Consider the following 25,625-nt stretch of genomic DNA (forward strand, 5'->3'; position numbering starts at 1 on the left):
CAAGAATGCTTTCTTTGACCGTCGTGCCGCCGGCTTTGCGGGGCTGGGTGCTGCCCGCGCTGATCCTGCTGTTCTGGTGGTGGGCTGTGGCCTCGGGCTGGTCCACCTCGCCGCTGCTGGTCTCGCCCGTCGCGGTGTGGGACCGCGCCGTGCAACAGCTCACCAGTGGCGAGCTGTGGACCGCGCTCTCGGCCAGCCTGTGGCGCAATGCGCGGGGCTTCCTGCTGGGCGCCAGCGCCGGGCTGGCGGTGGGCGTGCTGCTGGGCTGGTCGCGCTGGGCCGAGCGTCTGGTGGGACCGTCCTTCCACACGCTCAAGCAGATCTCGCTGTTCGCCTGGATCCCGATGCTGTCGATGTGGTTCGGCCTGGGCGATGGCGCCAAGGTGGCCTTCATCGCCATGGCGGCCTTCTTCCCGATGGTGCTCAACACCTACGAAGGCCTGCGCAGCGTGCCGCGCGAATACCTCGAGGTGGGGCGCGTCTACGGCTTCGGCCTCTGGCAGCAGCTCACCCGCGTGATCGCGCCGTCGGCCGCGCCCTCGGTGTTCACCGGGGTGCAGCTGGCGCTGATCTACAGCTGGCTGGCCACGCTGGGCAGCGAATACCTGATGGCGTCCGGCCCCGGCATCGGCAACACCCTGATCGACGGCCGCGAGCACTTCCAGATGGACCTGGTGCTGTTCGGCGTGGCCGTGATCGGCCTGGTGGGCTACGCCCTCAACGCCATCACGTCCGCTCTGGAGCGCCGCCTGCTGGCCTGGCGCGACCGCACCGTCGCCCGTTACTGATTTTTCTGGAGAAACACACCATGGCACACGCCGGCACCCTGGACATCCGGGGTCTGAACAAGCAGTACGAGGTCAAGGGCCAGCCCCTGCCCGTGCTGCAGGACATCCACCTCACCATCGCCCCGGGCGAGTTCGTCAGCATCGTGGGCACCAGCGGCTGCGGCAAGTCCACGCTGCTGCGCCTGGTCATCGGCCTGGAAGAGGGCTACCAGGGCGAGATCCTGCTGGACGGCACGCGCATCAAGGGCACGAACCTCAACCGCGGCATCGTGTTCCAGGAGCACCGCCTGTTCCCCTGGCTGACGGTGGAGAAGAACATCGCGCTGGGCCTGCTGAACTCGGACCTGACCGAAGGCCAGCAGCGCGCCACCATCCGCGAGCACATCGAACTGGTCGGCCTCACCGGCTTCGAGAAGGCCTATCCGCACCAGCTCTCGGGCGGTATGTCGCAGCGCGTGGCGATCGCCCGCGCGCTGGTGAATCGGCCCGACATCCTGCTGCTGGACGAACCCTTTGGCGCGCTCGACGCCATGACCCGCGCCCACCTGCAGCAGGAGCTGCACCGCATCTGGCAGACCGAGGGCATCACCATGATCCTGGTGACGCACGACGTGGAGGAGGCGGTCTACCTGGGCGACAAGGTGGTGGTGATGGAGCCGCGCCCCGGCCGCATCCGCCGCACCGTGCCCGTGCCGCTGGCCCACCCGCGCGACCGCTCGTCCTACGCCTTCACGACCGTCAAGGACAGCGTGCTGCGCGAGTTCGGCGAACACAGCGCCGCCGACCTGGCCGAGCCTCCGCTGAAAAACGAACGCCCCGAACCGGCCAGCTGGCAGTTCGCCGTCTGACCTTCCCTGTTTCCTGAGAACCCCTATGAACAAGACCCCATCCCCCTTTCTTCAACGCCGCCACTTTGTGAGCGGTCTCGCCGCAGCGGGCCTGGCCGCCCCCTGGATCGCCCGCGCGCAGTCCAGTCCCGCCAGGGTGGTGCGCATCGGTTCGCCCGACCTGGGCACCGCCGGCAAGCCCTCGCCGGGCGGTGGCACGCTGGCCATCGTGCAGGCCAACCGGTGGCTCGAAGAAGCGTTCGCCAAAGACGGCATCGAGGTGCAGTGGCACTTCTTCCGCGGCGCCGGCCCGGCCGTGGCCGAAGCGCTGGCGGCCAAACAGCTGGACATCGTCTCGCTCGGTGACCTGGCCTCTGTGATCCACAAGGCCCGCGGCCTGCCCACACGCTTCATCGCCGCCACCGGCCGCGGCACCGACAGCTACCTGGCCACCGCGCCGGGTTCGACCATCAGGACGGTGGCCGACCTCAAGGGCAGGAAGGTCAGCGTGCTCAAGGGCACGGCCTACCAGCGCCCGTTCGACAACCTGCTGGCCGCCTCCGGCCTGAGCGAGAAGGACGTCAAGCTCATCAACATGGACTGGCCCAGCTCCAAGGCCGCGGTGGTGGCCGGACAGATCGACGCCACCTTCGGCGGGCCGGACCTGTTCATCCTGCGCGAGAAAGGCGTGAACATCCTGCCGCTGACGCGGGGCCAAGGGCCGGCCTTCACCATCAACTCCGGCCTGCTGGCCACGGAAGACTTCCTGTCGGGCAACGCCGCGCTGGCGCAGCGCGTGGTCACGCAGCTGGTGCGCGCGGCGGCCTGGGCCTCGAAGGAAACCAACCGGGAAGCGCTCATCAAGCTGTACGCCAGCAACAGCGGCAACCCCGAACTGTCGTTCCGCGAGGAACTGGCGGGCGACAACCTCGGCGTGCGCTACTCGCCGTTGCTCGACGAGGGCTTCATCGCCAACTACCAGACCGTGCTGAACGACGGCCTGCGCCTGGGCCTGATCCGCGGCGAGGGCTTCGACGTGAAGGCCTGGTTCCAGCCGCAGTTCGTGCAGCAGGCGGTGAAGGATCTGAAGCTGGAGAAAGTCTGGCGAGAGACCAACGCCACCGGCAAGGCCAAGGGGGCGGCATGAGTGACGCAGAGAAGCAACCAAACATCGTCTTCATCCTGGCCGACGACCTCGGCTGGGCGGACCTGAGCGTCTACGGGCAGACCCAGTACCAGACACCGCATCTGGACGCGCTGGCGGCCGGCGGCGTGCGCTTCACCCAGGCCTACGCCAACTCGGCAGTGTGCTCGGCCACACGCTTCGGCCTGATCACGGGGCGTTACCAGTACCGCCTGCGCGGCGGGCTGGAAGAGCCGCTGGTGCGCACCGCCCACCTGCACGGCCTGCCGACCGACCACCCCACGCTGCCCTCGCTGCTGCGCGATGCGGGTTACGAGACCGCGCTGATCGGCAAGTGGCACCTGGGCAACCTGCCCAACTACGGCCCGCTCAAGAGCGGCTACAACCGCTTCTTTGGCAACTACGGCGGCGCCATCGACTACTTCACCCACAAGCCGGGCGTGGGCGCCGCGGTGCCGCGCGACCTGTACGAGGGCGAGGTGCCGGTCGAGCGCGTGGGCTACTACACGCAGCTGCTGGCCGACGAGGCCTCGTCCTGGATCGCGCAACAGGCCGAAGAAAAGCCGTTCTTCCTCTCGCTGCACTTCACCGCGCCGCACTGGCCCTGGGTCGGCCCGGAAGACGAGCACGTCTCGCGCGACCTGACCGACCTCTTCCACTACGACGGCGGCAATCTGCACACCTACGCGAAGATGGTGCGCTCGCTCGACGCCGCGGTGGGGCAGGTGGTGCAGGCGCTCAAGGCCAAAGGGGTTTTCGACAACACCATCGTGATCTTCACCAGCGACAACGGCGGCGAGCGCTTCTCCAAGACCTGGCCCTTCACCGGCCAGAAGACCGAGCTGCTCGAAGGTGGCATCCGCGTGCCCACGCTGCTGTCCTGGCCGGCGCGCCTGCAGCCACAGGTCAGCGAGCAGGTCACCATCACCATGGACTGGCTGCCCACGCTGCTGTCGGCCGCGGGCACGGCGCCGCACCCCGACTACCCGAGCGACGGCGAGAACATCCTGCCGGTGCTGCAGGGCCAGGCGCCGGTGCACGAGCGTCGCCTGTTCTGGCGCTACAAGGCGCAGCGCCAGCGCGCGGCGCGCGAGGGCCGCTTCAAGTACCTGCGCATCAATGACAACGAGTTCCTGTTCGACGTCGAGGACGACACGCTGGAGCGCGCCAACCTCAAGGACCAACACCCCGCCGTGTTCGCCCGCCTGCGCCAGGCCTGGGAGGACTGGAACGCGCAGTTCCTGCCCATCACGGACGAGGTGTTCACGCACGGCGTGACGCCCGACATCCAGGCCGACCGCTATGCGCCCGAGCGGGCAAACCGCGGCCTGTGAGCGACGGTCTTAGACGAAAAGCTAATAAACAAACTACGACTCAGTCGTTTGTGTTTTGAAGCGTGCTGACCAGAATCGCCGCATGTCTTCTCCCACCGTTGTCATCGTTCCCGGCTGGCGCAACTCCGGCCCCGGCCACTGGCAGAGCCTGTGGGCCAGCCGGCTGTCCCGGGTGCTGCGCGTCGAGCAGGACGACTGGCTCAGCCCGCTCAGGCGGCCCTGGGTGCAGCAGATCGCGCGCACCATCGAGCAGGCACCGGGCGAGGTGGTCATCGCCGCGCACAGCCTGGGCTGCATCGCCACCACCCACCTGCCCGACGCCGCCAAGGCGCGCATCCGCGCGGCCCTGCTGGTGGCGCCGGCCGACCCCGAGCGGCGCGGCGTGCTGGCCGACTTCGCGCCCGTGCCCTACCAGCGGCTGCCGTTCCCCAGCATCGTCGTGGCCAGCAGCAACGACCCGTACTGCCCGGTCCGGCTGGCAGGCGCCTATGCCCGCGCCTGGGGCAGCGAGTTCATGCGCCTGAACGACGCAGGCCACATCAATGTGGAGTCCGGGCACGGGGAGTGGCCGCTGGGCCTGGCGCTGCTGCAGGCGCTGGGCGCGGAGATCACGCCGTCACAACCGCTCCCGCTGGCGGCCTGATCTTTATTCCGTATTCATATAAGAAAACAAAAACAAAGTCGTTTGATTTAGAACGACACGGTTTCAGAATGTCATGCATTCCCTCTATCGGAGCCCGATTTCCATGAAAAACACTTTCAAGCTCGCCCTCGGCGCCATCGCTTTCGCCGCCGCCTCCGCCGCTTCTGCCCAGACCACGCTGCTCAACGTCTCCTACGACGTGGCGCGCGAGTTCTACAAGGACCTGAACACCGCCTTCGTGGCGAACTACAAAAAGACCACCGGCAAGGACATCAAGGTCGACCAGTCACACGCCGGTTCGAGCGCCCAGGCCCGTGCCGTGGCCGACGGTCTGGAGGCCGACGTGGTGACCTTCAACACCACCACCGACGTCGATTTCCTGGCCGAGAAGGGCGTGGTCGCCAAGGACTGGCGCCAGAAATTCCCCAACGGCGCAGCGCCCACCACCTCGACCATGCTGTTCCTGGTGCGCCAGGGCAACCCCAAGGGCATCAAGGACTGGGACGACCTGATCAAGCCCGGCGTGCAGGTGGTGGTGGTCAACCCCAAGACCGGTGGCAACGGCCGAATGGCCTACCTGGCCGCCTGGGGCCAGGTGCGCGCCAAGGGCGGCACCGACGCGCAGGCCGCCGAGTTCGTGAGCAAGCTCTACAAGAACGTGCCGGTGCTGGCGCGTGGCGGCCGCGACGCGACGGGCATCTTCCTGCAGCGCAACATCGGCGACGTGCTGGTGACGTTTGAGTCCGAAGTCGTGTCGGTGGACAACGAATTCGGCAAAGGCAAGGTCGATGCCATCCACCCCAGCGCGTCCATCGTGGCCGAGAACCCGGTGGCCATCGTCGAGCGCACCGTGGCCAAGAAGGGCACGGCCGCCGACGCCAAGGCCTACCTCGACTTCCTGTACTCGCCCGAAGGCCAGGAGATCGCCGCCAGGCACAACATCCGCCCGCGCAACGAGGCGGTGCTGAAGAAATACGCCGCCGCGTTCAAGCCGATCAAGTTCTTCACCGTCGAGCAGTACTTCGGCTCGCTGGCTGAGGCGCAGAAAGTGCACTTCAACGACGGCGGCCAGTTCGACAAGCTGTACACCGCGGGCAAGTAAGCCATGTCCGGACACGCTGTTTCGCTGCCGGGCACCGCGCCGGCGGCCGGGGGCGGTGCGCGCCGCAGCGGCGCGCGCGTGCTGCCGGGCTTCAACCTCACGCTAGGCATCACGGTGCTGTACCTGAGCCTGATCGTGCTGATCCCGCTCTCGGCCCTGGTGTTCAAGACCTTCACGCTGACCTGGCCGCAGTTCTGGGAGGCGGTCACGTCCCCGCGCGTGCTGGCGTCGTATCGCCTGACCTTCGGGGCCTCGTTCATCGCGGCCTGTGTGAACGTGGTGTTCGGCCTGCTGGTGGCCTGGGTGCTGGTGCGTTACCCCTTCCCGGGCAAGAAGATCGTGGACGCGCTGGTGGACCTGCCGTTCGCGCTGCCCACCGCCGTGGCCGGCATTTCGCTCACCGCGCTGCTGGCCGGCAACGGCTGGATCGGTTCGCTGCTGGAGCCGCACGGCATCCAGCTCGCCTTCAACCCCAACGGCGTGGTGATCGCGCTGATCTTCATCGGCCTGCCGTTCGTGGTGCGCACGGTGCAGCCGGTGCTGGAAGACGCCGAGAAGGAACTGGAAGAAGCAGCCACCTGCCTGGGCGCCACGCGCTGGCAGACCTTCAGCCGCGTCATCTTCCCCAGCATCGCGCCCGCGCTGCTGACCGGCTTTGCCATGGCCTTCGCGCGCGCCGTGGGTGAGTACGGCTCGGTCATCTTCATCGCCGGCAACATGCCCATGGTCTCCGAGATCACGCCGCTGATCATCATCGGCAAGCTGGAGCAGTACGACTACGCCGGCGCCACCGCGGTCGCCACCGTGATGCTGGTGATCTCCTTCATTCTGCTGCTGGTCATCAACGGCCTGCAGGGCTGGCAGCGCAAGCGTTCGGCAGGTAACTCCCAATGAGCCAGAACAACATTCGCACCGCCCAGCGCGGCACCACCGAAGCGCCCTGGATCCGCTGGGCGCTGACCGGCATCGCACTGACCTTCATGTTCCTGTTCCTGGTGCTGCCGCTGGCGGCGGTGTTCACCGAAGCCCTGCGCAAGGGCTGGGACGCCTACTGGGAAGCGCTGAAAGAGCCCGACGCCTGGGCGGCCATCCGCCTGACGCTGCTCACCGCCGCCGTGGCGGTGCCGCTGAACCTGGCCTTCGGCATCGCGGCCGCCTGGGCGATTGCCAAGTACGAGTTCCGGGGCAAGTCCTTCCTGACCACGCTGATCGACCTGCCGTTCTCGGTCTCGCCCGTGGTGGCCGGCCTGATCTACGTGCTGGTGTTCGGCGCGCAGGGCTGGCTGGGCCCCTGGCTGATGGAGCACGACATCAAGATCGTGTTCGCCGTGCCCGGCATCATCCTGGCCACCATCTTCGTCACCTTCCCCTTCATCGCGCGCGAGCTGATCCCGCTGATGCAGGCCCAGGGCAACGACGAGGAGCAGGCCGCCATCGTGCTGGGCGCCACCGGCTGGCAGACCTTCTGGTACGTGACCCTGCCCAACATCAAGTGGGGCCTGATCTACGGCGTGATCCTGTGCAACGCGCGCGCCATGGGCGAGTTCGGCGCGGTGTCGGTGGTCTCGGGCCACATCCGTGGCCAGACCAACACCATGCCGCTGCACATCGAGGTGCTCTACAACGAATACCAGTCGGCCGCCGCCTTCGCCGTGGCCTCCCTGCTGGCCCTGCTGGCCCTGGTCACGCTGGTGATCAAGAGCGTGGTGGAGTGGCGCCACGAACGCGAGATGAAGGCGATTGCCGAACTGCCGCCCGAGAACCCGCACGCGCGCGCCGCGCCGGCCCCCGTGGCCACCGCCGCCTGACCCGAACGAGGACGAAACCATGAGCATCCAGATCCGCGACGTCAACAAGCACTTCGGCAGCTTCCACGCGCTGAAGAACGTCAACCTCGACATCGACTCCGGCGAGCTGCTGGCCCTGCTGGGCCCCTCGGGCTGCGGCAAGACCACGCTGCTGCGCATCATCGCCGGCCTGGAAACGCCGGACACCGGCAGCATCCACTTCAGCGGCGAAGACACCACCGACGTGCATGTGCGCGAGCGCAACGTGGGCTTCGTGTTCCAGCACTACGCGCTGTTCCGCCACATGACGGTGTTCGATAACGTGGCCTTCGGCCTGCGCGTCAAGCCGCGCGGCGAGCGCCCGAGCGAGGCGCAGATCAAGCAGAAGGTGACCGACCTGCTCAAGCTGGTGCAGCTGGACTGGATCGCCGACCGCTACCCCTCGCAGCTCTCGGGCGGCCAGCGCCAGCGCATCGCGCTGGCCCGCGCGCTCGCGGTCGAGCCCAAGGTGCTGCTGCTGGACGAGCCCTTCGGCGCGCTGGACGCCAAGGTGCGCAAGGAACTGCGTCGCTGGCTGCGCCGCCTGCACGACGAGCTGCACGTCACCTCCATCTTCGTCACGCACGACCAGGAGGAAGCCCTGGAAGTGGCCGACCGCGTGGTGCTGATGAACCAGGGCGTGGTCGAGCAGGTCGGTTCGCCGCAGGACGTGTGGGACCACCCGGCCAGCCCGTTTGTCTACGGCTTCCTGGGCGACGTGAACCTGTTCCACGGCCGCGCCCACGAAGGTCTTCTGCACCTGGACGGCGTGGCCATCCAGACGCCCGAACACGCCGGCGCACAGAACGCCCAGGCCTTCGCCTACGTGCGCCCGCACGACCTGGACGTGCACCGCTACCAGGCCGGTGGCGAGGTCGATGCCGCGGGGCGCCCGCATGGCATCGTGGCCCGGCTCGACCGCGCCATCGTGGTCGGCCCCATCGCGCGGCTCGAACTCATGCCGGTGGACGCCGCGCCGCGCGACGGCCACGACCCGCTGATCGAGGCGCAGATTCCGGCGCAGCAGTTCCGCGAACTCGGCTTCCAGGAAGGCGAGACCCTGGTGGTCTCGCCGCGCAAGGCGCGCGTGTTCCTGCAGCCGACCTGACGGCGCGGGGCTTCAGGCCCTTTGCAGTTCGACGGTGACGTGCATGATCTCCTCGTGCACCGCCAGCCACTGCCGCACGGCGTCCGCGGTGAGCGCCGGGTCGCTGGTGACCAGGGTCAGCGCGCAGGCCCAGGCCCCGCGGCCCACGCGCCAGACGTGCAGGTCGGTCAGCCGCAGGCCGTGGGCGGCCGCGTTTTCGGTTATCACCTCGCGGATCTCGCCGACCACCGGGTGGTCCATCTCCCGGTCCAGCAGCACCTTGCCGGTCTCGGCGATCAGGCCCTTGGCCCAGACGGCTACCAGCACCGCGCCGACCACGCCCATCACCGGGTCCAGCCAGCTCCAGCCCAGCCACCAGCCGCCCGCCAGCGCCAGGATGGCCAGCACCGAGGTGGCGGCGTCGGCGATCACGTGCAGGTAGGCGGCGCGCAGGTTCAGGTCTTCGTGGTGGCCAGGGCCATCGTGGTCGTGGTGCTCATGGGCATGCGCGTGGCCATGGTCGTGACCGTGGTGCGCGCCGCCGAGGATGAAGGCGCTGGCCAGGTTCACCACCAGCCCCAGCACGCCCACCGCCATCGCCTCGGCGTAACGGATCGGCTGCGGGTCCAGCAGGCGCTCCACCGAGCCCACCACCATCAGCGCCGCCACACCCAGCAGGAAGAGCGCGCTCGAAAAACCGGCCAGCACCTCGATCTTCCAGGTGCCAAAGGCAAAGCGCGGGTCGGCCGCCAGGCGCCGCGCCATGGCGTAGGCCAGGGCCGAGAGGCCGATGGCCACCGCGTGCGAACTCATGTGCCAGCCGTCGGCCAGCAGCGCCATGGAGTTGAACCACCAGCCGGCGGTGATCTCCACCACCATGGTGCCCAGCGTGAGCCACATCACCAGGCGCGTGCCGCGCTCGGCGGCCGGGTTGCCGCTGTCGAAGGCGTGGCCGTGCGAGCAGTGGGGCGGACGGGTGGCGGGTGTGGGCAGCGTGTTCATGGCGCGGTCGTGCGGGCGGTGCGGCGATTGTCCCGCACGCGGCCCGCGCACCAGCCGCCTCAGACCGGCCGCCTCAGACCAGCTGCGCGCTGAGCATCTGCACCTGCTGGCGCAGTTCGGCGTTCTCGGCTTCGAGTTGCGCGACGCGCTGGCGCAGGGCGCTCACCTCGTCGCTGGCGGGGGCCGCTTCGGGGGCCGCGTCGCTGGAGGCTTCGGCGCTCTCATCGCGCGGCTTGCGGCGCGACTCGCGCACGCGCTTGGCGGCCTGCTTCAGCTCGTCCTTGCCGGCGGCCGCGGCGGCGCGCTGTTCTTCCTCCGGCAGGGTGGCGACCACGGCGGCGGCGTTGAGCGAAATGTCACCGGCCCGCACGGCGGCCACCACCTCGGGCGCGGCCTGCTTCTGGATCTTTTCGATCATGCCGACCTGCGAGGCGCTCAGGCGCGCGGCGCGCGCGATGTCCTCGCGGCTCTGCAGGGGCTTGGGTTCGAGCACCGCGGCCAGCGCGGCGGCGGGCGCCTCGCCTTCCCAGGGGGCGTCGCCCGTCGGCGCTTCGGGCACCGGCGCGGTGGTCTGGTCCGCCTCGGCCTTGGCGCGCGAGCGCCGCTCGGCCACGATTTCGCGCTTGCGCAGCGCCAGCACACCGCGCTGGAAGTCCGACAGGCTGCGCCGCCCCAGGTGCTGGTCGATCATCCACAGGTGCACGTCTTCCATCGACTGGAAGCGCGGGTTCTGCACGGTCTGGAACGGCAGGCCGTGCTTGGTGCAGATGCCGTAGCGGTTGTGGCCATCCACGAGGATGTCGCCCCACAGCACCAGCGCGTCGCGGCAACCCTCGGCCAGCAGGCTGCGCTCCAGCGCATCGTGCTCGTCGGGGGTCAGCGGCTCGATGTAGGCCTTGAGTTCTTCCAGGACGACGATGTTCACGGTGCGCGCTCCCTCGGGCAAAAGGGCGCGATTGTAGAGAAGCGCCGAAGCCGTCTGTCGTCTCAGAACCCCACGGCTGCGCCGTCCCGCCGCGGGTCGCTGGCGGCCACATAGCCTTCGCTGCCCGGGTCGCCCAGCCGCCAGATGAACTGGCCGGCGCCGAAGTCCTGGTAGGGGTCGTCGATCAGGCGGGTCTGGTGGCCCAGGTCCTTGAGGCCCTGGACCGTGGCCGGGTCCATGGCCGATTCGACGTTGATGTGCAGGCCCGCGTCGAAGCGCCAGCGCGGCGCGTCGCAGGCGGCCTGCAGGCTCTGGCCGTGGTCGAGCAGGCGCACCAGGGTCTGCATGTGGCCCTGCGGCTGCATGTTGGCGCCCATCACGCCGTAGCTCATCACCGGTTGCCCGTCTTTCGTGAGGAAGGCCGGGATGATGGTGTGGAAGGGCCGCTTGCCAGGCGCCACCAGGTTGGCGGTGTTGCGGCCCGGGCCGGTGCCGAGGTTGAAGCCGTGGCCGCGGTTCTGCAGGCTGATGCCGAAGGTGGGTTCCACCGCACCCGAGCCGAATCCCATGTAGTTGCTCTGGATGAAGCTCACCATCATTCCGCGCTCGTCGGCCGCGGTCAGGTAGACCGTGCCGCCCCTGGCGGGGTTGCCGGCGCCGAAGTCCTGCGCCCGCTGCATGTCGATCAGCTTCGCGCGTTCGCGCAGGTAGGCCGGGTCCAGCATCTGCGCGGGCGTCACGTCCATCGCGCCGGGCTCGGCCACGTAGCGGTACACGTCGACGAAGGCCAGCTTCATGGCCTCGATCTGCAGGTGCTGCGCGGCCACGCTGTCGACCTTCATGGCCGCCAGGTCGAAGTTCGACAGGATGCCCAGCGCGACCAGCGCGGCAATGCCCTGGCCGTTGGGCGGGATCTCGTGCAGCGTGTGACCCCGGTAGTCCTGCGCAATGGGCGTCACCCATTCGGGTCGGTAGGTCGCCAGATCGGCCTCGGTCAGCGCGCCTCCCTGCTCGGCGGAGAACCGGGCCAGCGCTTGCGCGATGGGGCCGCGATAAAAGGCCTCGCCCTTGCTCTCTGCAATCGCACGCAGGCCCTTGGCCGCGGCTGGAAAGCGGAACAGCTCACCCACCTGCGGCGCACGGCCCCAGGGCAGGAAGGCCTCGGAAAACCCCGGCAGCGACTGCAGTTCGGGCGTGGCGGCGGCCCACTTCTGCTGCACCACCACCGGCACCGCATAACCGCGCTCGGCCAGCTCGATGGCGGGTGCCATCAGGTCGGCAAAGGGCAGCTTGCCGAAGCGCTCGCTCAGCGCCACCCAGCCCGCCACTGCGCCAGGCACGGTCACCGAATCCAGCCCGCGCTTGGGCGGCGTCAGCGCATCGGCGCCGTACTTGCCGTGGAAATAGCCGGGCGTCCAGGCCTGGGGCGCGGTGCCGCTGGCGTTCAGGCCGTGCAGCTGCTGCCCGTCCCAGAGGATGCAGAAGGCGTCCGAGCCCAGGCCGTTGCTCACCGGCTCGGTGATGGTCAGCGCCGCCGCCGCGGCAATGGCCGCGTCCACCGCGTTGCCGCCGGCCAGCAGCATGCGTAGCCCGGCCTGCGCGGCCAGCGGGTGCGAGGTGCTGACGACATTGCGCGCGAACAGCGGCAGGCGGGTGCTGGCGTAGGGGTTGGGGGTGTGCAGGTTCATGGCGGGGCTCCGGCAAACAGAGCGGCCATTGTGGGGCGCGCGGTGGTTGGTGCTGTGTCGCGGGGGATCAGTCGCCTGGTGGGCAACCACATGGCCACTGCGCAGGGCGCGGACCATCGGGCTTGATTCTTTCTTGTGTGAAGCGGTGGATCGGAATGGCCTTCAGGCTGCTGCAATGGTCCGAACAGGGGTCGCTTGCAGCGGTTGCTGCCGGTGGTCGCCGCAGGATGGATTTACCCTACCTACCACCAAGCAGTCGTTGGGCCCAATGACAATCGGAAACTTAAGGAGGCATGGCAATCCAACGCTGTGTTACCCGGCCCAGGCGCGCAATCGCACAATCGAATGCCGATCCCGAACGACGCTTTGCAGCGGCGTTCCTCGACTCCAGCACGCAGACGGCCCAGCACTTTCGATAAGATGCACATAGCTCTCGGCATAGGGAGCCCCGTCACCACGAAGATGAACAATATTCAGGAGGTTCAGTGGCAGCCAAGGTTCAGGTCAAATCGCTGACGTTTGGGAGTCCCCCATTTCGTAAGCTGGGTAATATCAACATTGAGTTCGCCGACCGGCTAACCCTCATCGCAGGGCATAACGGGATTGGCAAATCGACCATCTTGGGCTTGATCGCTAACACCTTTGGCATCACTGACCGAGGTGGTCCAAAAAGCTACTTTGGCGAACACTTCTCGGCAAACATTGAGCGCATCGTGTACTTGGCCTTGGCTGAAGTGGACGAAACCCAGAAAGACCCGGCTTCCGCTCCTGTTGTGACAGCCTGTGTCAATGGTGTTGAGGTAAAAAAGCGTTGTTCAATGACCCGCCGATCGGTCTGGAAGCGCGCACGGGTTGTGCCGCGGACCATCGATAAGGCCGAAGACGACACGGTAGGGCAGGATGCCAAGATACCGCTGCCGACCATATACCTTGGAATGCGGCGGCTTGCCTCGGCAGGTGAGGCCGACGAAAAAGAAGTAGCCAGCAGCAAACTGGATATGCACTCTGCCGACAGCGCCCTGATGGTGGCCTTCGTCAGTTCAGTGATTCATGGCACCGAACTGAACACGGACGTGACCCACCAGACCATCAAAGGCTCCAAGAAGAAAACTGCTCAACCCGGCTACACCCGGCATGACGCGCTCGCCGTGTCCATGGGGCAGGACAGCCTGGGCAGCATGGCGACAGCACTGGCGTCATTCAACCAACTGAAACGGGAAATGGGTGAGACATATACGGGGGGCTTGCTGGTGATTGACGAAATGGATGTGGGCTTCCACCCGCATGCCATTGAACGGCTCGCTAAGTCACTAAAAACTTACGCCAATCGACTTGACCTCCAAATCATTGCCACCACGCACTCACCTCGGCTGATACAAGCAGTCCATCCTGACGGCGACGGGAACGCCAATGCCCCCGACAAGGTGATTTACCTGCTTGACACCAAGTTTCCTAGGCTGGCTGAAGATCAATCGCTTCGGGCCATGCTCAACGACATGGCCTTGACACCTGACGAAGAAAAACCGAAGAGAAAAGCAAAGCCTTCCTTGGCCGTTTACTTTGAAGATGATGAAGCTGCCCAGTTTTGTGCCAGTTTGATTCCAGCCGTCAAGAAAAGCGCCTTATCCAAGAAATATGGCGTTCGCATCAACTGGATTCCACTGGGGATAGGTGGATCACATCTGGTCAAGCTCCCAGAAAAAGACCCGCTGTTCTTGGACAGAGTTCTGGTCGTCGATGCGGACACACCCGTGCCTCAAAGCGCAGCAGCTAGAGGCAATATCGTCAAATTGCCGAATGTGCCAGGCACAACCGGCGTTGCACGGTCATTGGAAAACACTACCAAACAATTCCTGCGCGACATCACCAATACCGCAGACGGCCCACTGCACCAAGCGCTACTGAACCTCAACACGCCAAACCCTACCAGTGACAAAGTTCATAAAAACTTTTTCCAAGATGGTGATGGCGACAGCACAAAGCGAGAGAACACCAAAGACTGGTGGAAGAGGCATTGGACCAAGCTGAAAAACTGGGGGGTGATAGAGCAGTGGGCCGTGGTGTACGAACCTGAGGTGAAAAAATTTGAAGCCGCCTTTGCGGCTGCCGTCGCCCGCACTGCCGGTCGGCTGAAAGACAAGGCATAAGGTAGGCTACTCGCATACCTGCTTATCCATGTACTCCAACAAGCTTTACACCCCTCTGCGCTACCCCGGTGGCAAAGCTCGCTTTGCCCCGTTGATCGCCGAGGTCATCGCCACCAACAACCTTGTCGGAGGACACTACCTTGAGCCGTATGCAGGGGGCGCAGGTGTTGCCCTTTCACTGCTAATCGACAACGTCGTTGAGCACATCCACATCAACGACGCAGACCCCGCCATTGCAGGGTTCTGGCGTGTAGCCACCCAACAGACAGCCGAATTGGTGACCATGGTCGCCACCGAACCCATCACCATGGATGCGTGGCACCACTGGCGTGGGGTGATGCTGAGGCAGGAAACCGGAACAGAACTGGAACGCGGCTTTGCCACGCTGTTCATGAACCGGACCAACCGTTCAGGCATCCTGAAAGGTGGCGTTATTGGTGGCAAGGCACAAGCGGGCAGCTACAAAATCGATGCGCGTTTCATGCGTGACGAGCTTTGCGCTCGTCTGGAGCGCATTGGCAAGCACGCCGAAGGCATTCACGTGTATGAAGAAGATGCACATGCGCTGCTGCAGCGTTGCCACCAGTTTTTGCCCGCCAAATCGCTGATCTACCTGGACCCGCCGTACTACGTCAAAGGTGCGGGCCTGTACCGCAACTTTTACAAGCACGACGACCACGTAAAGATCGCGCAGCTTCTGGGGCGGCAACGCTTCAACCGACCGTGGGTCGTGTCGTACGACAACGCGGAAGAAATTAGAGAGATGTACGCATACGCCACACCCTATGCGTACGGACTCCACTACACAGCACAGCGCCGCTACACGGGTTCAGAAGTCATGTTTTTCAGCAAACACCTTCAGGCACCGCTGGATACGATGGAAAAGATTGCGGCCTGACGCATGAGGCACTTGTCGTCGAAGGGCCAGTAGCGATCACTGCAGACCTTCGAGCGCTGCCTTTGTGTGACTCAACTCAACCTTAAACGGTCATGCAATGCTCGTATCTAGTCGAGCACGTAGGCCGACCAAGGAAGCAGCGCACAAACGTCCGAACGGGCTGTATCTCACGGCAGACAACCGAGTCATCAACCCCCTGGCAGTTCCCAGACCCGATCACCGCCCACCGCAAAAAAGCGCCGGTCCTGCGCGGCGGGCAGTGCATGCCCGCCAGTGAACGCACCGAAGGCAGGCAGCAGTGCCTGACCCGGTTCGCTCACGAAGCAGGGCAGGCGCAGCGCGTCGCGCGCGCGGCCGCTCAGGTGGATCACCGGGTGCAGGTGGCCGGCGAGGATGAAGTGGGTCGGGTGGCGGTCGCCGTCCGGTCGCGGGTGGTGGCAGCAGGCGAAGGGGCCGAGCAGCCAGGGCTCATCCACCACCTCGATGCCGGCCTCGGGCGGCGGCTCGCCGGCGCGATCGTCGTGGTTGCCACGCACCAGGGTCATGGCCACGCCGCGGTGACGCGCGCGCCAGTCGCCCAGCGCCTGCAGCACCGCCGGCGTGCGGCCCGACGCGGCGTGCAGGAAGTCGCCCAGGCACACCAGGCGCTGCGGCCGGTGTTCGGCGATCAGCGCGTCCAGCCGCGCCAGGTTGTCGCGCGTGGTGCCGCCGGGCACGGGCTGGCCCAGCGCGCGGTAGCTGGCGGCCTTGCCCAGGTGCAGGTCGGCGATGAACAGCGTTTCGCCCGACGGCCACCAGATGGCGTGCGCGGGCAGCAGGTGCAGCGCCTCACCGGCCCAGTGGACGGTGGCGTGGGCGCTCATGCGTAGTCGTAGGTCCCGCCTTTTTCGAGCGCCGTTTTGTAGGCCGGGCGCGCGTGGATCTTCTTCAGCCAGGCCATGGTGGCGGGGCGCGAGGGGCCGAGGCCCGCGCGTGAGACCGCTGCTTCGAGCGGGAAGCTCATCATGATGTCGGCGGCCGTCATGGCCTTGCCGGCGAACCAGGGGCGCGAGGCCAGCACCTGCTCCACATAGTCCAGGTGCACGTCCACCATGGGCTGCACCTTCTTGACCGCGATGCCCCCGATCAGCGGCACCTTGCTCATGGCCAGCATCAGCAGCAGGTTGGGCATGAGCGAGCCTTCGGCGTAGTGCATGAACTGGCGGTACTGCAGCAGGCCCTCGCCCTGGTTGGCCGGGCCGAGCTTGCCGGTCTTGTCGACCAGGTATTCGCAGATGGCGCCGGTCTCCACCAGCTTGAGCTTGCCGTCTTCGAGCACCGGCGACTTGCCCAGCGGGTGCACCTTTTTCAGCTCGGGCGGCGCCAGCATGGTCGCCTTGTCACGTTCGTAGAAGCGGATCTGATAGGGCAACTCCAGCTCTTCGAGCATCCACAGCAGGCGCTGCGAGCGGGAGTTGTTCAGGTGGTGGACGATGAGGCTCATGGTGAGAACGGTCCTGTGGGAAAGGGGCCTGTGCAGGGGCGGGTGGACACGCATTGTGCGGGCTCCGTCTCAACCTTGCAGCCGCCTCAGCCGCCGCTGCGCAGCAGCATGGCCGGGCTCAGGCGCATCTGCGACAGCAGGTAGCGCGCGCCCAGGGCCATGCTCAGGCCGCTGACGGCCAGCGCGGTCACGCCGCCGCTCCAGTACAGGCCGGCCGGGCTCATGTCCAGCCGCCACAGCAGCAGGCCGGTGGCCAGGGCGCTGCCGGCCAGCAGGGCGAAGCCGGCGGTGACGCTGGCCAGCAGCACGTATTCCCACACCAGCACGCCGCGCAGCAGCGAGTGGCGCGCGCCCAGCGCGTGCATCACCGTCGCGTCGTAGAGCTGGCGGCTGCGGCTGGCGGCGACCACGCTGGCCAGCACCAGCAGGCTGGCCGCCAGGCACACCCCGGCCACCACGCTCAGGCCGCCGCTGGCGCGGCCCATCAGCGCGCGGGTTTCGCGCAGCATGGACTCGGTGCGCGCCGTGGCGATGTTGGGCGCGGCGGCGGCCAGCCGGTCCTGCGCGTCCAGCGTCTGCTCGGCCGGCATCCAGGCCGCGCCCACGTGGCGGGTGATGAAAGGGTCGAGCACGCCGTCGCTGAAGATGGCTTCGAGCCACAGGCGCGACTGCATGCGGCGCTGGCTGTAGATGGCGGCCAGCTGCGCCTCCACCGGCTGGCCCAGGATCTCGAAGCGCAGGCGGTCGCCGACCTGCAGGCCCAGCTCGTCGGCCTCGCGGTCTTCCATCGCCACCAGCGGCTCGCCGCGGTGGTTGGCCGGCCACCAGGCGCCGCGGTCGATCACCACGTCGTCGAAGTTGCCGCTGCGGTCGCTGAGCTTGTGTTCGTCGCGCGATTCGCGGTCGCGTTCGGTGTCGCCGCTCTCGCGCAGCGCCGCGCCGTTGACGGCCACCAGGCGGCCCAGCACCAGCGGCGCGGTCTTCACGTCCTGGAGGCCGGGCGAGGCCTGCAGCGTCTCGCGCAGCAGCGGGATCTGCTCGGTCTGCACGTCATAGAACACCAGGGCCGGCGCCTGCGCGGGCACGGTGTCGTTCACGGTGCGCAGCAGGGTGACCACCACCAGGGTGCAGGCCACCAGCAGCGTGAGCGCCGAGCCCAGCGAGAGCAGGGCGGTGCGCAGCGGCGACTGCGGCTGCTGCAGGCCCGCCAGCGCCAGTTGCAGCGGCAGGGGCAGCGCGCGGTGGTGCTGCAGCCGCGCGGCGACGCGGCGCAGGCCGCGCGTGGCGCCGTCCAGCACCAGCAGCACGGCGGCGGTGGCGGCCACGAAGGCCAGGCCAAAGCGCGGGTCGGGCAGGGTGGCCACCAGCAGCGCCAGCGTCAGCACGGCGGCGCCCGCGGTGGCCTGGCGCGCCCAGCGCGGCACGGTCAGCGTGGCGCCCTCGGTGCCGCGGAACAACACCGCCGGCGAGACCGACAGCGCCCGCCCCAGCGCCGGCAACGAAAACGCCAGCGCGGTCAGCACGCCGAACAGCAGGGCCACCAGCGCCGGCTGCCACAGGCCGGCCAGCAGGAAGCTCACCGGCAGCTTGTCCGCCGCCAGCTGCGCGCCGGCCAGCGCCAGCCCCAGGCCGAGCGCCACGCCCACCGCGCTGGCCAGCAGCGCCAGCAGCCCGATCTGCAGCAGCACGAAGGCGGCCAGCCGCCGGTCGCGCAGGCCCAGCGCGCGCAGCGTGGCCAGGCCGGTGAGCTTGCCCTGCAGGTAGGCCTGCACGCTGTTGAACACGCCCAGGCCGCCGATGAACAGCGCCGAAAAGCCGATCAGCAGCAGGCCCGAGCCGATCTGGCCCAGCACCTCGGCCATGCGGTCGCTGCGCTCGTCGAAGCTGCGCACCTCGGCGTCCAGCGCCGGGAAGGCAGCGAGAAACGCATCACGCCAGGCGGGGGCGGCGTCGGGCGTGCGCACGCGGTAGCGGTATTCGACGCGGCTGAGCGGCTGCACCAGGCCGGTGGCCATGAGCGCGCCCTCGGCCACCAGCACCGGCGCGGCGCCCCAGTCGGCGCGCAGGCTGCGGTCGGGCTGGCGCACCACCAGCGCGCGCACGGTGAGTGGCAGGTCGCTGATGTGAATGCGGTCGCCGGGCTGCAGGCCCAGGCGCGTGGCGAGCGAGGCGTCGATGGCAGCGCCCCAGCGGCCGTCTTGCTGCGCCAGGGTCTCGGCCAGCGCGCCGGCCGGTTGCAACGCCACCGTGCCGTAGAGCGGGTAGGCGGCGTCGGCGCTCAGCAGTTCGATCAGCTGCGCGCGGCCGGCTTCGGTGCGCAGCATGGTGCGCAGCTCGATCACGCGCGAGACCGTGCCGCGCGCCTGCATCCAGGCCAGCGCGTCGGCCGGCAGCGGCGTGGGCGACTCCACCTCCACGTCGCCACCGAACAGCAGGCGCGCGTCGTGCCGCAGCGCGTCGGCCACCTGGCGGTAGAGGCCACCGCCCGCGGCCACCAGCGACACGCCCAGCACCAGGCAGGCGACGAAGATCCACAGCCGCCGGCCGCTGGCGCGCAGGTCGCGCCAGGCCAGGTCAAGCAGGAAGGGCATGGGCGCTCTCCGGCTGGCGGGTCACGGGCGTCTCGTGCAGCTGCCCGTCGTGCAGGCGCAGCACGCGGTCGCAGCGGGTGGCGAAGTCCAGGTCGTGCGTCACCAGCACCAGGGTGGTGCCCAGCTCGCGGTTGAGGCTGAACAGGAGCTCGCGCACCGACTCGGCGGTCTGGTCGTCGAGGTTGCCGGTGGGTTCGTCGGCCAGCAGCAGCTGCGGCCGGTGCACCAGCGCACGGGCGATGGCCACGCGCTGCTGCTCGCCGCCGGAGAGTTGCGCCGGCCGGTGGTACAGCCGGTCGCCCAGGCCGACGCGGCGCAGCATGTCGGCCGCGGTCTCGCGCGCGCCGCTGGCGCCCGCCATCTGCAGCGGCAGGGCGGCGTTGTCCAGCGCGCTCAGGCTGGGCAGCAGGTGGAAGCTCTGGAACACGATGCCGATGCGCTCGCGCCGCAGGTCGGCCAGGCCGTCGCTGTCCAGGCTGGCCAGGTCGGTGCCGGCGATGCGGATGCGGCCGGCTGCCGGGCGCTCCAGGCCACTGAGCAGCAAAAGCAGCGAGGTCTTGCCCGAGCCGGAAGGCCCGGCGATGGCCACGCGGGTGCCTGCCGCGATGCGCAGCTGCACGTCGCGCAGCACGGTCACCTGCCGTGGGCCGAGGGCGTAGTGCATGGAGAGGCCGTCGGCCTCGATCAGGTGGGGGGTGGTGTGGGGCATGGGCGGTGTGAGGGGCGGCGGGCGATCAAGTTCCCGGGCTTTTGCGCCGCCGCTCAGCGCGGGCGACGGGGCCGGTGCGGCCGGCGTTCGCGCTGGGCGTCTGCGGTCTTCTTCTCGGGGGCGCCCTCTCGCCCGAAGGCCAGCGATTCGCGCACCGTATCGGCGTCGCTCGCGGCGGCTCCTCCAGCCGCCTTCTCCAGCGGCGCCAGCATGCGAGCGATGCGGTCGGCCACGCTTTCGTTGCTCAGCTTCTCGCGCAGGCGCTCGACCATCAGCGGGAAGGCGAACGGGGTGGCGCGTTCCAGCGCCTTGAGCACCAGGGTCTGCCGCGCCATGCGGCGCAGCGCTTCGCGCAGGCGGCCGATCTCCAGCTCCTGCGCCAGCAGCTCGGCCTCGGCCTGTTGAAGCAGGCGGTTGCCGGGGTCGTACTTGCGGAACACCTCCCAGAACAGGCTGCTGGAGGCCTGCAGCTGCCGGCTGCTGCGTTTCTCGCCCGGGTGGCCCTGGAAGACCAGACCCGAGACGCGCGCGATCTCGCGAAAGCGCCGCTGCGCGAGTTCGCTGGCGTTCAGGCTCTGCAGGATCTCGCTCAGCAAGGCTTCGTCGTCGGTCTGTTCTTTCAATAGATCGGGCAGCAGCGATGGCCAGTCGATGGCGGTGGCGCTCAGCAGCTCGAAGCCGTAGTCGTTGACGGCGATGGAGAAGGTGTTGGGTGCGTGCTGCGCCACGCGCCAGGCGATCAGGTTGGCCAGGCCCAGGTGCGCGTGCCGGCCGGCGAAGGGGTAGAGGAAGAGGTGCGTGCCCTCGCGCGAGTGCATCACCTCGGCAAGCAGCGTGTGTGGCGAGGGCAGGGCAGACCACTGCGCCTGCAGTTCCAGCAGCGGCCGGGCGGCCTGCAGCTCGGGGTCGTCGTGGTCACCCGCCTGCACCCGCGCCAGCTGCGCCACCACCGCGTCGGCCAGTGTGGTCGAGAGCGGCATCTTGCCGCCGTTCCAGCGCGGCACGGCGGGCTTGCGGCCGGTCGCGCGCTTGACCCAGGCCGTCATGTCGTGGATGCGCACCAGTTCCAGCAGGCGCCCGCCGAAGGTGAAGCAGTCGCCGGGTTTCAGGCGCGCGGCAAAGCTCTCTTCCACGTTGCCGATCTTGCTGCCGCCCAGGTACTGCACGGCCATGCTGGCGTCGCTGACGATGGTGCCGATGTTCATGCGGTGGCGCCGTGCGAGGCGCGCGTCGGGCACGCGCCAGATACCGTGGTCGTCGGGCACGGCGCGGCGGTAGTCGGGGTAGGCGGCCAGGGACGCGCCGCCTTGCGAGACGAAGTCCAGGCACCAGCGCCAGTGGTCCTCGGGCAGGTCGGCGTAGGCCGCGGTCGTGCGGATTTCGGCCAGCAGTTCGTCGGACCTGAAGCCACCGCCCAGCGCGACGGTGACCAGGTGCTGCACCAGCACGTCCAGCGGCTGGTGCGGTGTCTCGCGCGCTTCGATCTGCCCGGCCCGTACTGCTGCGCGCGCGGCCGCGCCTTCGACCAGTTCCAGGCTGTGCGTGGGCACGAGGCTCACGCGCGAGGGCCTGCCTGGGGCATGGCCCGATCGGCCCGCGCGCTGCAGCAGGCGGGCGATGCCCTTGGGCGAACCGATCTGCAGCACGCGCTCCACCGGCAAAAAGTCCACGCCCAGGTCCAGGCTGCTGGTGCAGACCACGGCCCGCAGCTCGCCCGCCTTCAGCCCGGCCTCGACCCATTCGCGCACCGCGCGGTCCAGCGAGCCGTGGTGCAGCGCGATCAGGCCGGCCCACTCCGGCTTCGCGTCGAGCAGCGCCTGGTACCAGATCTCGGCCTGCGAGCGGGTGTTGGTGAAGACCAGGGTGCTGCCGCTGCTGGCGATCTCGTGCACCACCGACGGCAACATGGCCAGACCCAGGTGGCCGCCCCAGGGGAAGCGGTCCACGCGCGGCGGCAGCAGGGTGTCGATGGTCAGTTGCTTGGGCGTCTGCCCGCGCACCAGGCGGCCGGTGGCGGCGGCCTGCGGGCCGAGCAGGCTGTGCATCGCTTCACCCAGATTGCCCAGCGTGGCCGACATGCCCCACACGCGCAGCGCGGGGTTCCAGCGCCGCACCCGGGCGATCGCCAGCTGCGCCTGCACGCCGCGCTTGTTGCCCATCAGCTCGTGCCACTCGTCCACCACCACCAGGGCGGTGCGGCCCAGGGTGTCGGGCGCGTCGGCACGCGCGATCAGCAGGCTCAGGCTTTCGGGCGTGGTGACCAGCACCGTGGGCAGGCGCTCGGCCTGCTTCGCGCGCTCGCTGCTCGACGTGTCGCCGCTGCGCGCGCCGGCGGTCCAGGCGGGGGCCAGGTCGGGCAGCGGTTCTTTCAGCGCCCGCAGCGTGTCGGCCGCCAGCGCACGCATGGGCGTGAGCCAGACCACGGTCAGCGGCGGTGTGCGCTTGGCCTCCGCATCGGCCAGCGCCTGCAACGCACCCAGCCACACGGCGTAGGTCTTGCCCGCGCCGGTGGTGGCGTGCAGCAGGCCGCTCTCGCCGCGGGCCATCGCGTCCCACACCTCGCGCTGAAACGGGAACGGTGACCAGCCGCGCGCGGCCATCCAGTCGGCGGCGTCGGGCTTCTTCACGCAGCGCCCCCAGGCAGCAACGCCGCCAGCGTCTGCAGCGTGTCGGCCTCGTCGACGGGTTTGTCCTCGCGCCAGCGCAGCATGCGCGGGAAGCGTACCGCGATGCCGCTCTTGTGGCGCGGGCTGCGGCCGATGCCCTCGAAGCCCAGCTCGAACACCAGCGTCGGCCGCACGCTGCGCACCGGGCCGAAGCTCTCGATGGTGGTGGCGCGGATGATGGCGTCCACCCGTGCCATCTCGGCGTCCGACAGGCCGGAGTACGCCTTGGCGAACGGCACGAGTTGCCGGCCTTCGGTGCCCGTTGGCGCGTTCCAGACCGCGAAGGTGTAGTCGCTGTACACGCTGGCGCGGCGGCCGTGGCCGCGCTGTGCGTAGATCAGCACCGCGTCCACGCTCATGGGGTCGATCTTCCACTTCCACCAGGTGCCCGCGGCCTTGGTGCGGCCCACGCCGTAGGCGCTGGTGCGCTGCTTGAGCATGAAGCCTTCGGTGCCGCGTTCGCGCGCCTGTTCGCGCAGCGTGGCGAGTTGTGCCCAGGTGTCGCCGTTGAGCACCGGGCTGGCGATCAGCAGCGGGTGATTCAGGTTCTCCACCAATGCGTCCAGCGCCGCGCGGCGCGCGTGGAGCGGCTGTTCGCGCAGGTCCTGGCCGCCGTGTCCGAGCAGGTCGTAGGCCAGCAGCGCCACCGGCAGTTCGCGCAGGATCTTGGGGCCCAGGGTCTTGCGGCCGATGCGTTTCTGCAGGTCGGCGAAGGGCTGCGGTTCCCCTTCGCGCCAGACCACGATCTCGCCGTCCAGCACCGTGCCCTCGGGTAAGGCCTCGCCCAGCGCGGCGAGTTCGGGGAAGCGCTCGGTCACCAGCTCTTCGCCGCGTGACCACAGCCAGACCTGGCCCGCGCGTCTCACCAGTTGCGCGCGGATGCCGTCCCACTTCCATTCCACCTGCCAGTCGGAGGGCGGGCCGAGCAGCTCGTCGAAGCGGTCCAGCGCTTCGTTGAACGGATGGGCCAGGAAGAAGGGGTAGGGCTGGCCGCTGGTCTGCGGCTGCTGTTCGGCGGTGCTCTCCGGCGCCACCAGCGCCGCATAGTCGGAGGCCGACGGCTGCGCGCCGATGTGCGTGTAGCCCATCAGCCGCTGGGCCACCCGTTTGGGGTCGACCCCCGCCACGGCCGCCAGCGCCTGTGTGACCTGGAGCTTGGACACGCCGACGCGGAAGCCGCCGGTGATGAGCTTGAAGTAGACGAAGCGCTGGTCGTCGGGCAGGACGTTCCACTGCTCGCGCAGCTTCTCGTTCAATGCGTCTGGCGGCAGTCCGCGCAGCGGCAGCAGGTGCCGGGTCAGCCACTCGGCCAGACCACGGTCCACCGGCGCCGTGGCCGCCGGCAGCAGCAGCGACACCGTCTCGGCCAGGTCGCCCACGGTCTGGTAGCTCTCTTCGAACAGCCATTCGGGCAGGCCTGCCGCCGCCTGCGCCAGCTCGCGCAGCGCGCGCGTGGGCACGGTCTGGCGCGGCTTGCCGCCGGCCAGGAAGTACACCGCCCAGGCCGCGTCTGCCGCTGGCGCTTCGCTGAAGTAGCGCTGCAGGGCCGCCTGCTTCTCGCGCGTGGCGGTGCTGGCGTCCAGCTCGCGGTAGAGGGTGGCGAAGCGCTTCATGCCGCTGGCTCCGTGGGCGCCTCCGGCGCAGCCTTGTCCGCCGCGTCCTCGTCGCCGTACTCGGTCTCGAAGGCCTGCGCGTCCAGCCCCTGCTCGGTCAGCCAGCGCACCAGCACCGGCACGCTGCCGTGCGTCACGCGGATGTGCTCCGCGCCGGTCGCTTTGATGGCGCTCATCAGGCCCGGCCAGTCGGCGTGGTCGGACATGACGAAGCCGCGGTCCACGCCACGCCGCCGCCGTGTGCCGCGCACCAGCATCCAGCCGCTGGCAAACGCGTCCACCGCGTCGGCGCCGAAGCGCTTCATCCACGGCGTGCCCTGGGCCGAGGGCGGGGCGAGCACCAGCGCGCGCTGCAGCGCGGTCTTGTCGAGTTCGGTCACACGGTGCGTGGGCGGCAGTTCGACGCCGGCCGCGCGGTACACCGCGTTCAATGGCTCCACCGCACCGTGCACGACGATGGGGCCGATGCTGGCGTCCACCCCGTGCAGCAACCGCTGCGCCTTGCCGAAGGCGTAACACAGCAGCACCGAGGCGCGGCCCTCGTCGGCGTTGCGCCGCCACCAGGCGTTGATCTCGTCGAACAGCACCGCCTGCGTGGGCCAGCGGTAGATGGGCAGGCCAAAAGTCGATTCGGTGATGAAGGTGTCGCAGCGCACGGGCTCGAAAGGCGCGCAGGTGCCGTCGGCCTCGGTCTTGTAGTCGCCCGAGGCGACCCACACGCGCCCGCCATGCTCCAGCCGCACCTGGGCCGAGCCCAGCACATGGCCGGCCGGGTGCAGCGACAGGCGCACGCCGTTGTGTTCGATCACCTCGTCGTACTCCAGCGTCTGCAGGTGGATGTCGGCCCCCAGCCGCTGGCGCAGCGTGCCGGCGCTGTGCGTGTGCGCCAGGTAGTGCGCATGGCCCCAGCGCGCGTGGTCCGAATGGCCGTGCGTGATCACGGCCCGTTCCACCGGTCGCCAGGGGTCGATGAAGAAGTCGCCGGCCGGGCAGTACAGGCCTTCGGGACGGGCGACGATGAGGTCGGGAGCGGTGGCGGTGTGGGTGGCGGCCATGGCGCACGCCAGTGTGCCGCAGGCGCCCTGCATTGCCCCTTCGGTTTCTGCAGAAACCCCAGGGTGGTCGGCTCTCTGTCAGACTGCGCGTCGGTCG

Annotated in this window: 21 protein-coding genes; 11 read left to right on the forward strand and 10 right to left on the reverse strand. The window is 68.6% G+C overall.

Translation table 11 applies throughout. The features are described 5' to 3' along the window. Window positions 1-5 precede the first annotated feature (5 nt). From HPF_RS07720 to HPF_RS07760, 9 genes are all read left to right on the forward strand, one after another. Window positions 6-788, forward strand: coding sequence for an ABC transporter permease (locus HPF_RS07720; RefSeq protein ID WP_133156231.1), 783 nt, complete (start codon window positions 6-8; stop codon window positions 786-788). Window positions 789-808: 20 nt separating this feature from the next. Then, entirely contained in the window at window positions 809-1,636 is an 828-nt protein-coding gene (locus HPF_RS07725; protein WP_133156232.1) for an ABC transporter ATP-binding protein, read from the forward strand. Between the two features lie 25 nt (window positions 1,637-1,661). After that, entirely contained in the window at window positions 1,662-2,762 is a 1,101-nt protein-coding gene (locus tag HPF_RS07730; protein WP_133156233.1) for an ABC transporter substrate-binding protein, read from the forward strand. Then, window positions 2,759-4,093: a sulfatase family protein gene (locus tag HPF_RS07735; RefSeq protein WP_133156234.1), complete on the forward strand. Its 1,335-nt coding sequence runs from the start codon at window positions 2,759-2,761 to the stop codon at window positions 4,091-4,093. Before HPF_RS07730 ends, HPF_RS07735 begins: the two co-directional genes overlap by 4 nt. Before the next feature lie 82 nt (window positions 4,094-4,175). Further along, complete coding sequence (locus HPF_RS07740) at window positions 4,176-4,736, forward strand: RBBP9/YdeN family alpha/beta hydrolase (protein WP_133156235.1); 561 nt, start codon at window positions 4,176-4,178, stop codon at window positions 4,734-4,736. 103 nt (window positions 4,737-4,839) lie between these two features. Next, a complete protein-coding gene (locus tag HPF_RS07745; RefSeq protein ID WP_133156236.1) occupies window positions 4,840-5,838 on the forward strand; it encodes a sulfate ABC transporter substrate-binding protein in 999 nt (332 codons plus the stop codon). A 3-nt stretch (window positions 5,839-5,841) separates the two neighbouring features. Continuing rightward, the gene (gene cysT / locus HPF_RS07750; protein ID WP_133156237.1) at window positions 5,842-6,732 is read left to right on the forward strand and encodes a sulfate ABC transporter permease subunit CysT; all 891 of its coding nucleotides are present in this window, start codon (window positions 5,842-5,844) and stop codon (window positions 6,730-6,732) included. Then, window positions 6,729-7,646, forward strand: coding sequence for a sulfate ABC transporter permease subunit CysW (gene cysW / locus HPF_RS07755; RefSeq protein ID WP_133156238.1), 918 nt, complete (start codon window positions 6,729-6,731; stop codon window positions 7,644-7,646). The genes cysT and cysW overlap by 4 nt, the downstream gene beginning before the upstream one ends. A 19-nt stretch (window positions 7,647-7,665) precedes the next feature. After that, the gene (locus HPF_RS07760; protein WP_133156239.1) at window positions 7,666-8,772 is read left to right on the forward strand and encodes a sulfate/molybdate ABC transporter ATP-binding protein; all 1,107 of its coding nucleotides are present in this window, start codon (window positions 7,666-7,668) and stop codon (window positions 8,770-8,772) included. 12 nt (window positions 8,773-8,784) lie between these two features. Here the strand turns inward: HPF_RS07760 and dmeF are convergent, their stop codons facing one another. From dmeF to HPF_RS07775, 3 genes are all read right to left on the reverse strand, one after another. Then, complete coding sequence (dmeF, locus tag HPF_RS07765; protein ID WP_133156240.1) at window positions 8,785-9,753, reverse strand: CDF family Co(II)/Ni(II) efflux transporter DmeF; 969 nt, start codon at window positions 9,751-9,753, stop codon at window positions 8,785-8,787. 73 nt (window positions 9,754-9,826) lie between these two features. Then, window positions 9,827-10,678 carry a plasmid replication/partition related protein gene (locus HPF_RS07770; RefSeq protein WP_133156241.1) on the reverse strand — a complete coding sequence of 284 codons (852 nt, stop codon included), beginning with the start codon at window positions 10,676-10,678 and terminating at the stop codon, window positions 9,827-9,829. A 62-nt stretch (window positions 10,679-10,740) separates the two neighbouring features. Continuing rightward, complete coding sequence (locus HPF_RS07775; protein WP_133156242.1) at window positions 10,741-12,366, reverse strand: gamma-glutamyltransferase family protein; 1,626 nt, start codon at window positions 12,364-12,366, stop codon at window positions 10,741-10,743. Window positions 12,367-12,851: 485 nt separating this feature from the next. Here HPF_RS07775 and HPF_RS07780 point away from each other — a divergent pair, with 485 nt between their 5' ends. Then, on the forward strand, window positions 12,852-14,513 hold the full coding sequence (locus tag HPF_RS07780; protein WP_133156243.1) for an AAA family ATPase: 1,662 nt from the start codon (window positions 12,852-12,854) through the stop codon (window positions 14,511-14,513). A 28-nt stretch (window positions 14,514-14,541) separates the two neighbouring features. Then, window positions 14,542-15,411 (forward strand): DNA adenine methylase, encoded by an 870-nt coding sequence (locus tag HPF_RS07785; RefSeq protein WP_133156244.1) that lies wholly within the window; start codon window positions 14,542-14,544, stop codon window positions 15,409-15,411. Between the two features lie 188 nt (window positions 15,412-15,599). On the opposite strand, the gene pdeM is transcribed toward HPF_RS07785, so the two are convergent. From pdeM to HPF_RS07820, 7 genes are all read right to left on the reverse strand, one after another. Beyond that, the gene (gene pdeM / locus HPF_RS07790) at window positions 15,600-16,274 is read right to left on the reverse strand and encodes a ligase-associated DNA damage response endonuclease PdeM (protein WP_133156245.1); all 675 of its coding nucleotides are present in this window, start codon (window positions 16,272-16,274) and stop codon (window positions 15,600-15,602) included. Beyond that, window positions 16,271-16,894, reverse strand: a complete 624-nt coding sequence (locus HPF_RS07795) for a glutathione S-transferase family protein (protein ID WP_133156246.1) — start codon at window positions 16,892-16,894, stop codon at window positions 16,271-16,273. The genes pdeM and HPF_RS07795 overlap by 4 nt, the downstream gene beginning before the upstream one ends. Before the next feature lie 86 nt (window positions 16,895-16,980). Further along, window positions 16,981-19,485, reverse strand: coding sequence for an ABC transporter permease (locus tag HPF_RS07800; RefSeq protein ID WP_133156247.1), 2,505 nt, complete (start codon window positions 19,483-19,485; stop codon window positions 16,981-16,983). Continuing rightward, on the reverse strand, window positions 19,469-20,194 hold the full coding sequence (locus HPF_RS07805; RefSeq protein ID WP_133156248.1) for an ABC transporter ATP-binding protein: 726 nt from the start codon (window positions 20,192-20,194) through the stop codon (window positions 19,469-19,471). Before HPF_RS07805 ends, HPF_RS07800 begins: the two co-directional genes overlap by 17 nt. Window positions 20,195-20,247: 53 nt before the next feature. Next, window positions 20,248-22,794 carry a ligase-associated DNA damage response DEXH box helicase gene (locus HPF_RS07810; protein ID WP_133158052.1) on the reverse strand — a complete coding sequence of 849 codons (2,547 nt, stop codon included), beginning with the start codon at window positions 22,792-22,794 and terminating at the stop codon, window positions 20,248-20,250. Window positions 22,795-22,817: 23 nt separating this feature from the next. After that, window positions 22,818-24,473, reverse strand: coding sequence for an ATP-dependent DNA ligase (locus HPF_RS07815; protein ID WP_133156249.1), 1,656 nt, complete (start codon window positions 24,471-24,473; stop codon window positions 22,818-22,820). Then, the gene (locus HPF_RS07820; protein ID WP_079367112.1) at window positions 24,470-25,528 is read right to left on the reverse strand and encodes a ligase-associated DNA damage response exonuclease; all 1,059 of its coding nucleotides are present in this window, start codon (window positions 25,526-25,528) and stop codon (window positions 24,470-24,472) included. Before HPF_RS07820 ends, HPF_RS07815 begins: the two co-directional genes overlap by 4 nt. Window positions 25,529-25,625: the final 97 nt, after the last annotated feature.

Source organism: Hydrogenophaga pseudoflava (assembly GCF_004353865.1).
Classification (GTDB): Bacteria; Pseudomonadota; Gammaproteobacteria; order Burkholderiales; family Burkholderiaceae_C; genus Hydrogenophaga; species Hydrogenophaga pseudoflava.